Source organism: Muricomes intestini, from assembly GCF_004346165.1.
Classification (GTDB): Bacteria; Bacillota; Clostridia; order Lachnospirales; family Lachnospiraceae; genus Muricomes; species Muricomes intestini.
In genome coordinates this window covers 1-13701 of the sequence record NZ_SLZZ01000007.1, presented here as the reverse complement: position 1 = coordinate 13701, position 13701 = coordinate 1, and the positions used below count along the sequence as shown (strand labels likewise).

The window sequence follows — 13701 nt, the reverse complement described above, 5'->3', positions numbered from 1 at the left end:
TGAGTGAATAACGGTTCTTGTTTCATTGACAAAAAATAAAGTGGGGCGTAATATTTTGTAGTAGACTGATATAGATAAGTAGGAGATAAATTAATGAAGGTTAAATTTTTAAGCCAGACTATGGAACAGCGAAGAGAGAGGATACTAAACGGCAATGCGCTGCCCACAATTTTGATGTTATCGCTCCCGACGCTGATGATGGGGGCAGTACAATCTCTGATACCTGTTATGGACGGATTGTTTTTAAATAATCTGGTCGGCACAACAGCTGCCAGCGCGGTAACTTACTGCACTCCGGTTGTAAATATGATGACCGCATTGGCTCAGGGCTTAAGTGCTGCAGGAATGGCAATCATCGGGCAATGCAATGGAAGAGGTGATTTTGAAGAAAGCAGGAGGACAACAGTCCAGCTGATTATTTTTGCTTTTATACTTGGATTTATTCTTGCACCGATCCTGGTAGTGGTAGGATTTGTCCTGTCAGGTCATGTAAATGCAGATATTGCCCATAATGTTCTGATATATATTTCTTTAAATGCATTGGTTATCCCATTCTCATTTTTGGAATCTATCTACAATGCAATAAAAAATGCCAACGGCAAGCCGGAAGATTCCTTTATACGTATGTTGATTATGTTGATTTTGAAGATTCTATTCAATGCATTATTTGTAGGGCTGTTTTCATGGGGACTGGTCGGTTCTGTTATGGCCTCTCTGGCTTCGAACATTTTGATTACCGTGTGGATGTTCTACGAATTGTTTGTCAGCGAGAAGGGCGAAAGATTGGAATTTAAAGGATTTCATTTTGAAAAAGAGATTATCAAAAAGTTACTTTTTATAGGATTTCCGTCCATGCTTTCGAATCTGATGTTGAACTTAGGATTCTTTCTGATTAATACTGAAGTGGAAAAATACGGGGCAATCATCTTGAATGGACAAGGAATTGCTAACAATATTACTTCTGTCTGCTTTATTCTGCCGGCCTCTTTTGGCTCCGCAGTTACTACAATGGTAAGCATGAATATAGGTGCAGGACAGCCAAAAAGGGCAAAACATGCATGTCTGGTGGGCTGTATCGTCAGTGCTGTAACAGCCGCTCTGCTTATTGCAATTATTGTCCCCTCGTCATCTCATTTGACGGTGTTGTTTACAAGAAAACCAGAGGTTCTATCCGTGGCCAACAAAGCACTTCACATTTATACATATTCCGTCATTGGCTTTGGAATTGCTATGGTGGAACAGGGAGCGTTTATCGGACTCGGAAAGACCAGGATCACCCTAGTGATGAGTATTCTCAGGGTGTGGCTGCTCCGTTATATTTTTATACTTTTAACGGAAAGCTATCTGAGTTATTATGCGGTATTCTGGGGAAATCTTTTTTCCAACTATGGGGCAGCTCTTATCTCTACTATATTAATACTTAGAGTAAAGTGGAAATCTGCAATTCACTAACAGCTATTGCGCTTTGGAAAGGTATCGAAATAAGATGAATAATCAAAATATAAATTACCAGAAAGAGCTGGATAAAGTGATTGATTCACTAAAAGCTAAAGAGTGTGTGCCAAGACTTCTTCTTCACAGCTGCTGTGCGCCCTGCAGCAGCTATGTGCTGGAGTATTTGTCAGAGTTTTTTGAAATCGTAATATTTTATTATAATCCCAATATTTACCCCGAAAGTGAATATTATATGCGTCTTGCAGAGCAGCAGAAGCTCATCCGGGATATGCATTTTAAGCACCCGGTATCCTTTCTTGCAGGTGATTATGATAGGGAGAGGTTTTATGAAATGGTCAGGGGGATGGAAAATTTGAAAGAAGGGGGTGCGAGATGCTTTAAGTGTTATGAACTACGTTTGAGGGAGACTGCTGAACAAGCTGTAAAAAGCGGGTTTGATTATTTTACTACAACCTTAAGTATCAGCCCCATGAAAAACGCCCAGAAGCTCAATTCTATCGGGCTGGAGATTGCAGAAGAGTATGGAGTAAAATATCTGACGTCTGATTTTAAAAAGAAGAATGGTTATAAGCGGTCTACTGAACTGTCAAAAAAATATGGGTTGTACAGGCAGGATTATTGTGGATGTGAGTATTCCCTGCAGTCCGCCCATGGAGATAAAGTTTAGAGTGGACATCGGCACTTCACTGTGGTAAACTAATGAGAAACTGTAAATAAGGAAAAGAGGACAAAAAGATGGCTCAGCTATGGGGCGGTCGTTTCACGAAAGAAACGGACCAGTTAGTATACAATTTTAACGCATCAATTTCATTTGATAAAAGATTTTATAAGCAGGATATCCGCGGCAGTATTGCTCATGTGACAATGCTGGCAAAACAGGGGATTCTGACGGTGAAAGAAAAAGAACAGATTATAGAGGGACTTGAAGGAATCTTAAGAGATGTTGACAATGGATTCCTTGAGATTACAGAGGAGTATGAGGATATCCATAGTTTTGTGGAATCAAATCTGATAGACCGCATCGGCGATCCTGGGAAAAAGCTGCATACAGGCAGAAGCCGCAATGATCAGGTGGCATTGGATATGAAGCTTTATACGAGAGATGAAATTCTGGAGCTGGACGAGTTGTTAAAAGACTTGCTGAAGGTTCTTTTGCGATTGATGAAGGAAAACACCGAGTCTTACATGCCTGGGTTTACCCACCTACAGAAGGCACAGCCCATCACTCTTGCCCATCATATGGGAGCATATTTTGAAATGTTTAAGCGTGACAGACTGCGGATGAAAGACATTTATAAAAGAATGAATTACTGTCCCCTGGGTGCAGGCGCGCTGGCAGGGACAACTTATCCGCTGGACAGGGAATATACAGCAGAGCTGCTGGGATTTATCGGACCTACTTTAAACAGCATGGATTCTGTGTCTGACAGAGACTATCTGATTGAGCTGTTATCGGCAATGTCAACGATTATGATGCATCTGAGCCGGTTTTCTGAGGAAGTGATTATTTGGAATTCCAACGAGTATCAGTTTGTAGAAATAGATGATGCCTATAGTACAGGGAGCAGCATTATGCCCCAGAAAAAGAATCCGGATATTGCAGAGTTAGTCCGCGGAAAGACGGGGCGGGTGTATGCTGCACTGCTGTCTCTTCTTACAACGATGAAAGGTATCCCTCTTGCATATAATAAAGATATGCAGGAAGATAAGGAGCTTGTACTTGATGCTATTGATACGACGAAAGGCTGTCTCACTTTGTTTACAGGTATGCTGGACACCATGGGCTTTAATTACAGCAGAATGGAAGACAGTGCAAAGCACGGTTTCACCAACGCCACAGATGCGGCGGATTATCTTGTAAACCACGGTGTACCTTTCAGAGATGCACACGGAATCGTAGGGCAGCTGGTACTTTACTGTATTGAGAAAAACATAGCGCTGGATGAGATGTCTCTGGAAGAGTTTCAAGCTATCTCACCGGTTTTTGAGGAAGACATATATGAGGCAATCAGCATGAAGACCTGCGTGGAAATGCGAAGTACTATCGGTGCTCCGGGAAGAACAGCAATGGAAAAAGTAATTGCTGTGCAGGAAGCATACTTAAATGCAGAGACAGAAGTAGGAAAGGAATGAGGAAGATGGAACAAAAATTAAGGGCAGGTATTTTAGGTGCAACGGGTATGGTAGGCCAGAGGTTTATTTCACTGCTAGAAAATCACCCCTGGTTTGAGGTAGTTACAGTGGCTGCAAGTGAACGTTCCGCAGGAAAGACTTATGAGGAGGCCGTGAGTGACAGGTGGAAAATGGATACCCCGATGCCGGAGAGTGTAAAGAAATTAGTTGTATTGAATGTAAATGAAGTAAAAAAGGTTGCCGATACCGTTGATCTTGTGTTCAGCGCGGTGGATATGACGAAGGACGAAATCAAGGCTATTGAGGAAGAGTACGCGAAGACCGAGACACCGGTTGTTTCTAACAACAGTGCTCACCGCTGGACACCGGATGTTCCTATGGTAGTACCGGAAATTAACACAGAGCATTTCGATGTCATAGCAGATCAGAAAAAGCGCCTTGGAACTACACGCGGATTTATTGCGGTAAAACCGAACTGTTCTATCCAAAGCTATGCCCCCTGCCTTGCAGCCTGGAAAGAATTTGGAGCGAAAGAGGTGGTTGCCACCACATATCAGGCAATTTCTGGGGCGGGTAAGACTTTCAAAGACTGGCCGGAGATGGTGGAGAATATTATTCCGTATATCGGCGGCGAAGAAGAGAAGAGCGAGCAGGAGCCACTTAGAGTGCTGGGTAAAGTGGAAAATGGAGAGATTGTAAAAGCGCAGCTTCCGAAGATCACTTGTCAGTGTATCCGTGTCCCTGTGTTCAATGGACATACAGCGGCAGTGTTTATTAATTTCGAGAAGAAACCCACAAAAGAGCAGCTGATAGAAAAACTGGTGAATTTCAAAGGCTTTCCCCAGGAGGCAGAGCTTCCCAGTGCACCAAAGCAGTTTATCCAGTATCTGGAAGATGACAATCGCCCGCAGGTGAAACTGGATGTGGACTACGAACGCGGCATGGGCGTATCCATCGGCCGTCTCAGAGAGGATACTATGTTTGATTATAAATTTGTTGGTCTGTCTCACAATACGGTCCGTGGAGCAGCGGGCGGTGCAGTTCTGTGTGCAGAGGCACTGACGGCAAAAGGATACATTCAGGCCAAATAAAAATACAGGAGGTTGCCGCAATGGGAATGACGATGACACAAAAGATTTTGGCTGCGCATGCTGGCCTTGATTCAGTGACTGCCGGACAGCTGATAGAGGCAAAGCTGGACATAGTGATGGCAAATGACATTACTGGACCGATGGCTCTGCCAATTTTCAGGGAGATGGCAGAGAAAGTTTATGATAAAGATAAAGTGGTTTTGGTTCCTGACCACTTTACTCCAAACAAAGACATCAAGTCCGCGCAAAATTCCAAATCCATCCGTGAGTTTGCAAAAGAGCAGGGGTTGAAATGGTATTTTGAACAGGGTAAATCAGGAGTAGAACATGCAATTCTGCCCGAGGCAGGGGTCGTAGCTGCAGGGGAGTGCATCATAGGTGCAGACTCCCATACCTGTACTTATGGCGCCCTGGGTGCTTTTTCTACGGGTGTAGGGACTACGGACATTGCCACAGGTATGGCAACGGGGGAACTATGGTTCAAGGTTCCCGGTGCGCTGAAATTTATACTGACCGGGAAGCCGGGGGAGTATGTAAGCGGCAAAGATATCATTATCCATATTATCGGCCGGATCGGCGTGGATGGTGCTTTGTATAAATCTATGGAATTTACTGGCAGCGGAATCAGGGAGCTTTCTATGGATGACCGCTTTACAATGGCAAATATGGCAATTGAAGCGGGGGCAAAAAATGGGATATTCCCGGTGGATGAGCAGGCCGAGACTTATATAAAAGAACACTCAGTAAAGAAATACAAAATATATGAGGCTGACGAGGACGCTGTATATGATGATGTTATAGAAGTTGATTTATCTAAGGTGCGCCCCACAGTTGCATTTCCACATTTGCCGGGCAATGCAAAGACCATTGACGAGATTGAAGCCATGGAGCCAATCTGGATTGATCAGGTGGTTATCGGCTCCTGTACAAACGGCAGGATGGAGGATTTGCGGAAAGCCGCGGCAATATTAAAGGGACAGCAGGTTCATCCGAATGTGCGCGTCATGGTGATTCCTGCAACTCAGAAGATTTATAAGGAATGTATTACAGAAGGCCTTTTGGGCATCTTCGTGGACGCAGGCTGCGCGGTAAATACCCCAAGCTGCGGACCGTGCATGGGTGGTCATATGGGAGTTATGGCGGCCGGAGAGAAGTGTGTGTCTACGACGAACCGTAACTTTGTGGGAAGAATGGGGCATGTAGACTCCCTGATTTATCTCGCTTCTCCGGAAGTGGCAGCAGCGAGTGCAATCGCGGGATATATTGCAAATCCAGAGAAAGCAGGTGAAAAATAGTGAAGGCTTTGGGACATGTTTTTAAATACGGGGATAATGTAGACACAGACGTTATTATACCTGCACGTTATTTGAATTCGTTTGATGCCCAGGAACTGGCAAGTCATGCGATGGTGGATATTGACCCGGACTTTGCAAAAAAAGTTCAGCCGGGAGATATGATTGTGGCAAATAAGAATTTTGGTTGTGGTTCATCCCGTGAACACGCACCTCTTTGTCTGAAGACAGCAGGAGTGAGCTGTGTAATTGCAGAGACATTTGCCAGAATATTTTATCGGAATGCAATTAACATTGGCCTTCCAATTATTGAGTGTCCTGAGGCGGCCAGAGGCATTGAAGCAGGGGATGAGGTTGAAGTTGACTTTGACAGCGGTAAAATCTATAACCGGACAAAAGGGACAGAGTTTCAGGGACAGCCTTTTCCTGAATTTATGCAGAAATTAATTAAAGCAGGTGGGTTGGTGAACTATACAAACAGCAAGAAGAAAAAGAACTTATTATATAAAAGTACAAGAAACGCAGAAAAAACAGTGACGGCTTCAGAGGCCATATTGAAAGGTCTGGCTGAGGATGGGGGGCTGTTCGTTCCTGCGGAAATTCCTAAGCTGGACGTCACGATGGAAGAATTAAAAGATATGAGCTATCAGGAGACTGCCTATGCGGTCATGAAGCAGTTTTTGACAGATTTTACTGAAGAAGAGTTGAAGTACTGCATTGACCGTGCCTATGACGAAAAGTTTGATACAGAGACAATAGCTCCTCTTGCGAAGGTGGGGGACACTTACTATCTTGAATTGTTCCACGGTGCCACTATAGCATTTAAGGATATGGCACTTTCCATTCTGCCTCATTTACTGACCACTGCTGCAAAAAATAATAATGTGACAAAGGACATTGTAATTTTGACGGCTACATCCGGGGATACAGGAAAAGCGGCACTTGCCGGTTTTGCAGATGTCCCGGGCACCCGGATCATTGTCTTTTACCCAAAAGACGGGGTAAGCAGGGTGCAGGAGCTGCAGATGGTAACCCAAAAAGGGAAAAATACTTCTGTTGTTGCTATCCATGGCAATTTTGACAATGCTCAGAGCGGTGTAAAAGCATTGTTTGAGGATAAAGAACTGGAGAGAGAGCTGAATACGGCAGGATATCAGTTTTCCTCGGCAAACTCTATTAATATCGGACGTCTGGTACCTCAGATTGTATACTATGTTTACGCCTATGCAAAGCTTGTTCAGAATGGGGAAATTAAAACCGGGGAACAGATTAATGTGACAGTTCCCACGGGAAATTTCGGGAATATTCTGGCGGCTTATTATGCGAAGCAAATGGGTGTGCCGATAGACAAGCTTATCTGTGCGTCTAATGAAAACAAGGTTTTGTTTGATTTTTTCAGAACAGGAGAATATGATAGGAACCGGGAATTTATTCTGACATCCTCCCCATCTATGGATATTCTCATTTCCAGCAATCTGGAACGCCTGATTTATTCCATTGCGGGACAAGACGCTGAAAAGAATACAGAATTAATGAGACAGCTGAAGGAAGAGGGCTGTTATAAAATCACTGCTGAGATGAGAAAAAAATTGAATGATTTTGAAGGAGGTTATGCTACAGAAGAGGAGACCAAGACAGAGATTTGTGAGACATACCGTTCTACAGGCTATGTGATGGATACCCATACGGCTGTAGCTGCCCATGTGTGCAGAACTTATCGGGAGAAGACCGGAGACAATAAAAAGATGCTTGTCATATCTACGGCAAGTCCCTATAAGTTTACAAAAAGCGTAATGACAGCGATAGACGAAACCAATAATACAATGGAGGAGTCTGCATTGTTCGATGGGCTTAAGAAAATATCCGGCATGGAGATACCTGATGCAATCGAAGAAATCCGCAATGCGGAAATCCTTCACACCGGAGAATGCGGTGTAGATAAAATGAAAGAAACAGTAAGAAAAATTCTAGGGATTGAGGTATAATTATGGATGATATGTTTGGAGCAATCAGTATATTGGTATTGGGGGCCGGTATCTATATTATTTATGCTTATATGCAGATGAAACAAACCGGCCATATTAATGAGGTTCTTCTACTTGGAAAAGGATTTACCGAACAAATGTGTAAAGACAAAAAAGAATTCATCCAGAAAGCCCTTCCGACGGTTTTGATTCTGGGAATTGTAACTATTTTTTACGGAGCTGTTGATGCAATTCATTATTTTGTGACGCCGGTCACGGTTCTTGATCTGATAGCAATGGCGGCCTTTGTTGTTGTCCTTATCTGGTACATGGTGTATACAACAAAACTTAAGAAACGATACTTTTAGCTGCAGTTTAGTCATAAAATAGAGTATTGCCTTTAGCTTGATTTTGCATGGCTGAACTGTTATAAAAATGCTATGCTCCATTTTTTTACCAGTTGTAAATTCTATGTAAATGGGGTATAATATTTTTAGAGAAAAACCTGGAATGTTCGACCCCCCTGTTATTTTGAACCTACATCACTTTAAACGGGATTCCTACATTTCTGTAATATGTCAAGCCTCCGATTTGCAGGGGAAGACAGAAAAGCAGATGCGGTTGCCCACCTAGCATTGGCTAGGAGTCAAAATACAGGACCGGCATTTTGGGGATTCTACTAAAGATAGGGGCATCTGCCAGCGTGCAGGTGCCTTTTCTTATGTAACAGTTCAGCCATCAGCTTGATTTCGCATGGCTGAACTGTTACATATAATAAGAAATGACATGCTTGAACAGATACACTTTTTGTGATATGATTTTAATCTAATAATTCTGCAGGGAGAAATAAATGAAGAAAAAAGTCAAGAGAATTGTGGAGAAAGTTTATAAGCTGTCAGGTATTGTAGGATCACATCATACCGGGGCTTATGCGGCACAGGCGGCATACTTTTTTGTGCTGTCTCTGATTCCAATTCTCCTTTTGCTTTTAACAATGGTACAGTTTACCCCGGTTACAAAAATGGACATAATGAATGCAGTTATGCAGGTATTTCCCAAGACGGTGGAGGGGACGATTACCTCCATTGTAAATGAAGTTTACGCGCAGTCAGGCGGTGTGATTCCTGTTACACTTATTGTGGCTTTGTGGTCAGCTGGGAAAGGTGTACTTTCTGTAAACTCAGGTCTGAACTGTATTTATGACAATATAGAGACGAGAAATTATCTTTATCTGAGGCTGCGTGCTTCTTTATATACGGTGCTATTTATTATAGCAATTATACTTTCCCTGGCAATTTCGGTTTTTGGGAACAGTATCAGTGTACTTGTATATAAGCATCTGCCCTTCCTTACAACAGTGATGGATATGATTATTAAAAGCAGAACACTTATAACTCTGGTTGTATTAACCTTGTTCTGGGATCTTGTGTATAAATATTTGCCGAACAGAACCAACATGTCAAAGACAACTATGAGACAGCAGCTTCCTGGAGCTATGTTCACTGCATGTGGATGGCTGTTGATATCTTTTATTTTTTCTGTATATTTAGATATTTTTACCGGGTTTTCCAGTATGTATGGAAGCCTTACAACGATTATACTTATTATGCTGTGGCTGTATGGCTGTATGTATGTTATCCTGCTGGGCGGCGAGTTGAATGCACTGCTGGAAGGGTACGGCGGCAATAGATAAATGCTGGAAACTTCTTGACATTCTCAAGCCCTATGTTACAATAGAACAGTAAATTCTATTAGTTTTAGAATAATAGAATGAAAAAAGCGATGACCGTGTACAGTAGAGAGCCATTTCCTATCAGAGAGAGAAAATTATTGGCTGCAAGTTTTCTTTAGTTCAGATGGCAATCGAAATTCCCACGATAGCTGCAGGCTTGAAGTAAAAGTAGAGACTGCCGTATGTTGTACGTTACACATAACTTAAGAGCCTGTGATGCAGTTACAGGAATTAGGGTGGTACCGCGAATGTAGAACTTCGTCCCTTTGCAGGACGAAGTTTTTTTAACGCCTTTTATTCCCGCGAGCAACGAGCCAAGCGGAAATGCTTGCATTTCAATTTGGCGACTGCCGCGAGGGTCAAATACCCCGCAGCTTGCTGCGCTGCAAGTTTGATGCCCCGTCAGCTTGCTGCGGGGTCTTTGACTATAACAGGCGGAACCTGAAAAAATACCTGGAAGGAGCAGAGTAATGAAGGAAAGATTAGAACAGATTAAGGCAGAAGCTATTGCACAGATTCAGGCATCGGATGTACCTGAGAAATTAAATGATGTGCGTGTAAAGTTTCTCGGCAAAAAGGGAGAACTCACCGCAGTTCTTAAAGGAATGAAGGATGTTGCCCCCGAGGACAGGCCAAAGGTGGGGCAGCTGGTAAATGAGACAAGGGCATCTATCGAGGCTGTTCTGGAAGAATCCAGAGCAAAAATGGAGAAGATTCTCAGAGAAGAAAAGTTAAAACAAGAGGTTATTGATGTGACACTGCCGTCTAAAAAGAATAAGGCAGGACACAGGCATCCGAACACAATTGCGCTGGAAGAGGTGGAGCGTATTTTCGTGGGAATGGGCTATGAGGTTGTAGAAGGACCAGAAGTAGAATACGACTTATATAATTTTGAGAAATTGAATATTCCTGCGGACCACCCGGCTAAGGACGAGCAGGATACTTTTTATGTAAATAAAGACATAGTGCTGCGCACCCAGACATCTCCGGTACAGGCCCGTGTGATGGAACAGGGAAAGCTTCCAATCCGTATGATTGCTCCCGGGAGGGTATTCCGCTCCGACGAAGTGGATGCAACACATTCCCCGTCCTTTCATCAGATTGAAGGCCTGGTGATTGACAAAAATATTTCCTTTGCCGATCTAAAAGGAACGCTGGAGGTGTTTGCAAAGGAATTGTTTGGACCGGAGACGAAGACAAAATTCAGACCTCATCATTTCCCATTTACAGAACCGAGCGCAGAGGTAGACGTAAGCTGCTTTAAATGCGGCGGCAAGGGATGTAGGTTCTGTAAAGGCTCCGGCTGGATAGAAATACTCGGCTGCGGCATGGTACATCCACATGTGCTGGAAATGTGCGGTATAGATTCCGAAGAATATTCAGGTTTTGCGTTTGGTGTAGGCCTTGAGCGCATTGCCCTTTTAAAATATGAAATTGATGACATGAGACTTCTGTATGAAAATGACATTCGTTTTCTGCAACAATTCTAATAAGAAGGAGGAAAGATAAGTGAATACTTCATTATCATGGATTAAAGCGTATGTTCCGGGTCTGGACGTGACTGCGCAGGAATATACAGATGCAATGACGTTATCCGGCACAAAAGTGGAGGGGTATGAGGAGCTGGATGCAAATCTGGATAAGATTATTATCGGCCAGATAGATAAAATTGAAAGCCATCCAGATGCGGATAAGCTGATTATTTGCCAGGTGAATGTAGGGCAAGAGTCTGTGCAGATTGTCACAGGGGCCAATAATGTACATGAGGGGGACAAGATTCCTGTCGTGCTGGCCGGCGGACGTGTCGCAGGGGGACACGACGGCTCTAAAACTCCCGGCGGCATTAAAATCAAGAAGGGAAAGCTGCGTGGTGTGGAGAGCTTTGGGATGATGTGTTCTATTGAAGAGTTGGGCTCAACAAAAGAGATGTATCCCGAATCTCCTGACGAGGGAATCTATATTTTTCCGGAAGATGCCAAGGTTGGTGCAAGTGCAGTGGAAGCCCTGGGCTTAAACGATACAGTATTTGAGTACGAAATTACGTCCAACCGCGTGGACTGCTACAGTGTGATTGGCATTGCGAGAGAAGCGGCGGCAACCTTCCACAAAGAATTTGTACCGCCCGTTGTTACAGAAACAGGAAATGATGAGGATGTCAACGACTATGTGAAGGTTTCGGTAGAAAATACAGATCTCTGCCCACGCTATTGTGCAAGGGTCGTAAAAAACATTAAAATTGCTCCTTCTCCCAAATGGATGCAGAGAAGGCTATCATCCGTGGGAATCCGTCCCATCAACAATCTGGTGGACATTACCAATTATGTGATGGAAGAATATGGGCAGCCCATGCATGCATATGATCTGGACACCATAGCAGGACATCAGATTATAGTGAAGACTGCAAAAGACGGGGACAAGTTCACTACACTTGACGGGCAGGAAAGAGCTGTGGATAAGGATATATTGATGATTTGTGACGGAGAGAAGGCCATCGGTATTGCCGGGATCATGGGCGGCGAGAATTCTATGATTACAGATAATGTAAAGACGATGCTTTTCGAGGCAGCTTGCTTTGACGGCGTGAATATTCGAAAGTCAAGTAAAAGAGTAGGCTTGCGCACAGATGCATCAGGCAAATTTGAAAAAGGGCTGGACCCGAATAATGCGCAGGCAGCTATCGACAGAGCATGCCAGCTCATTGAAGAGCTGGGAGCCGGAGAGGTAGTAGGCGGTACTGTCGATGTGTACGGCAAGGTGAAGGAATCTGTCAGAGTCCCATTTGATGCAGAGAAAATAAATGCTATGCTTGGAACAAATATACCGGAAGAGGAAATGCTAGGTTATTTCAAAAAAATAGAATTGGATTATGACCCTGAGGCAAGAGAGGTGATAGCGCCCACGTTTCGTCAGGATTTATTTCGTCTGGCCGATCTGGCAGAGGAAGTGGCAAGGTTTTTCGGATACGACAATATACCGACTACCCTTCCAAAGGGAGAGGCTACTGCCGGAAAGGTTTCCTTCAAGCTCCGGATTGAAAGTGTTGCAGAGGACATTGCGGAATTCTGTGGTTTTAGTCAGGGCATGACTTATTCATTTGAAAGCCCAAAGGTATTTGACAGATTATTGATTCCTTCTGATTCTCCTCTGAGGAATGTTGTGGAAATCATGAATCCGCTGGGAGAAGATTACAGTATTATGAGGACGACTTCAGTAAATGGTACGCTGACTTCCCTTGCAATCAATTATAACCGCCGGAATAAGGATGTGCGTCTCTACGAATTGGCCAATATTTACCTGCCCAAGCAAGTTCCGATTACTGAGCTTCCTGATGAACGCATGCAATTTACATTGGGGATGTATGGTCAGGGAGACTTTTTTAGTATGAAAGGTGTAGTGGAAGAATTCTTTGAAAAAATCGGAATGAAAGAAAGGGAATCTTACGATCCGAATGCAGGAATCCCATATCTGCACCCCGGGCGCCAGGCAAACATTATTTATCAGGGAAAAGTCGTGGGATATCTTGGTGAAGTCCATCCGGAAGTGGCAGAGAATTATGGAATTGGTGAGAGAGCTTATATTGCAGTAATCGACATGCCCAAGATTCAGGAATATGCAACCTTTGAGCGAAAATATACGGGAATTGCAAAGTATCCCGCAGTCAACCGTGATATCAGCATGGTGGTGCCAAAAAGCATTCTTGCAGGCCAGATAGAAGAATTGATTGAGAAGAAGGGCGGCGCTTATCTGGAGAGCTATAAGTTGTTTGATTTGTATGAAGGCAGCCAGATTAAGCAGGGATATAAATCCATCGCTTATTCCATCGTGTTCAGGGCAAAAGATAAAACTCTGGAGGAGGCCGATGTAACGGCAGCTATGAATAGAATCTTAAAAGCTCTGGAAGAGATGGGTATAGAGCTGAGACAGTAAACGACTTAGAATTAGATAATATGAAGTGACCTCACAATTGTAGATTCGTGGATTTACCTGTAAAATATTAGTTGATAAAGACTAATGGTAACAGGGATTACCGCATA

At 43.5% G+C, this 13701-nt stretch carries 10 protein-coding genes, 1 other RNA gene, 1 pseudogene and 1 other annotated feature; all 12 genes and pseudogenes read left to right on the top strand.

The window, feature by feature from the left end:
- Nucleotides 1-93 precede the first annotated feature (93 nt).
- The 12 genes and pseudogenes from EDD59_RS06370 (at nucleotide 94) to pheT (ending at nucleotide 13594) form a co-directional block, all read left to right on the top strand.
- The gene (locus EDD59_RS06370; protein ID WP_132380063.1) at nucleotides 94-1452 is read left to right on the top strand and encodes an MATE family efflux transporter; all 1359 of its coding nucleotides are present in this window, start codon (nucleotides 94-96) and stop codon (nucleotides 1450-1452) included.
- 34 nt (nucleotides 1453-1486) lie between these two features.
- Entirely contained in the window at nucleotides 1487-2122 is a 636-nt protein-coding gene (locus EDD59_RS06365; RefSeq protein ID WP_132380060.1) for an epoxyqueuosine reductase QueH, read from the top strand.
- Between the two features lie 68 nt (nucleotides 2123-2190).
- A complete protein-coding gene (gene argH, locus EDD59_RS06360; protein ID WP_132380058.1) occupies nucleotides 2191-3588 on the top strand; it encodes an argininosuccinate lyase in 1398 nt (465 codons plus the stop codon).
- Between the two features lie 5 nt (nucleotides 3589-3593).
- Nucleotides 3594-4679, top strand: coding sequence for an aspartate-semialdehyde dehydrogenase (gene asd, locus EDD59_RS06355; RefSeq protein ID WP_132380056.1), 1086 nt, complete (start codon nucleotides 3594-3596; stop codon nucleotides 4677-4679).
- A gap of 20 nt (nucleotides 4680-4699) precedes the next feature.
- A complete protein-coding gene (leuC, locus tag EDD59_RS06350; protein ID WP_132380054.1) occupies nucleotides 4700-5974 on the top strand; it encodes a 3-isopropylmalate dehydratase large subunit in 1275 nt (424 codons plus the stop codon).
- Nucleotides 5974-6438 (top strand): annotated as a pseudogene (locus EDD59_RS18570) (3-isopropylmalate dehydratase small subunit); the annotation flags it as partial. The gene leuC and the pseudogene EDD59_RS18570, both read left to right, overlap by 1 nt.
- A complete protein-coding gene (gene thrC, locus EDD59_RS06345; RefSeq protein WP_243117360.1) occupies nucleotides 6436-7956 on the top strand; it encodes a threonine synthase in 1521 nt (506 codons plus the stop codon). The pseudogene EDD59_RS18570 and the gene thrC, both read left to right, overlap by 3 nt.
- Nucleotides 7957-7958: 2 nt before the next feature.
- Complete coding sequence (locus tag EDD59_RS06340; protein ID WP_132380052.1) at nucleotides 7959-8303, top strand: hypothetical protein; 345 nt, start codon at nucleotides 7959-7961, stop codon at nucleotides 8301-8303.
- Between the two features lie 131 nt (nucleotides 8304-8434).
- A non-coding RNA gene (gene ssrS / locus EDD59_RS06335) (6S RNA) lies at nucleotides 8435-8613 on the top strand.
- 172 nt (nucleotides 8614-8785) lie between these two features.
- The gene (locus EDD59_RS06330) at nucleotides 8786-9628 is read left to right on the top strand and encodes a YihY/virulence factor BrkB family protein (RefSeq protein ID WP_132380050.1); all 843 of its coding nucleotides are present in this window, start codon (nucleotides 8786-8788) and stop codon (nucleotides 9626-9628) included.
- An 80-nt stretch (nucleotides 9629-9708) separates the two neighbouring features.
- Nucleotides 9709-9936 (top strand) — a binding site (T-box leader).
- Between the two features lie 201 nt (nucleotides 9937-10137).
- On the top strand, nucleotides 10138-11157 hold the full coding sequence (pheS, locus tag EDD59_RS06325; RefSeq protein ID WP_132380048.1) for a phenylalanine--tRNA ligase subunit alpha: 1020 nt from the start codon (nucleotides 10138-10140) through the stop codon (nucleotides 11155-11157).
- Nucleotides 11158-11176: 19 nt separating this feature from the next.
- Nucleotides 11177-13594 carry a phenylalanine--tRNA ligase subunit beta gene (gene pheT, locus EDD59_RS06320; RefSeq protein WP_132380046.1) on the top strand — a complete coding sequence of 806 codons (2418 nt, stop codon included), beginning with the start codon at nucleotides 11177-11179 and terminating at the stop codon, nucleotides 13592-13594.
- Nucleotides 13595-13701 lie beyond the last annotated feature (107 nt).

What these genes read in the sequence shown, in the direction of transcription:
- EDD59_RS06370 (WP_132380063.1), top strand. Translation starts at nt 94, where the DNA reads ATGAAGGTTAAATTTTTAAGCCAGACTATGGAACAGCGAAGAGAGAGG.
- EDD59_RS06365 (WP_132380060.1), top strand. Translation starts at nt 1,487, where the DNA reads ATGAATAATCAAAATATAAATTACCAGAAAGAGCTGGATAAAGTGATT.
- argH (WP_132380058.1), top strand. Translation starts at nt 2,191, where the DNA reads ATGGCTCAGCTATGGGGCGGTCGTTTCACGAAAGAAACGGACCAGTTA.
- asd (WP_132380056.1), top strand. Translation starts at nt 3,594, where the DNA reads ATGGAACAAAAATTAAGGGCAGGTATTTTAGGTGCAACGGGTATGGTA.
- leuC (WP_132380054.1), top strand. Translation starts at nt 4,700, where the DNA reads ATGGGAATGACGATGACACAAAAGATTTTGGCTGCGCATGCTGGCCTT.
- EDD59_RS06340 (WP_132380052.1), top strand. Translation starts at nt 7,959, where the DNA reads ATGGATGATATGTTTGGAGCAATCAGTATATTGGTATTGGGGGCCGGT.
- EDD59_RS06330 (WP_132380050.1), top strand. Translation starts at nt 8,786, where the DNA reads ATGAAGAAAAAAGTCAAGAGAATTGTGGAGAAAGTTTATAAGCTGTCA.
- pheS (WP_132380048.1), top strand. Translation starts at nt 10,138, where the DNA reads ATGAAGGAAAGATTAGAACAGATTAAGGCAGAAGCTATTGCACAGATT.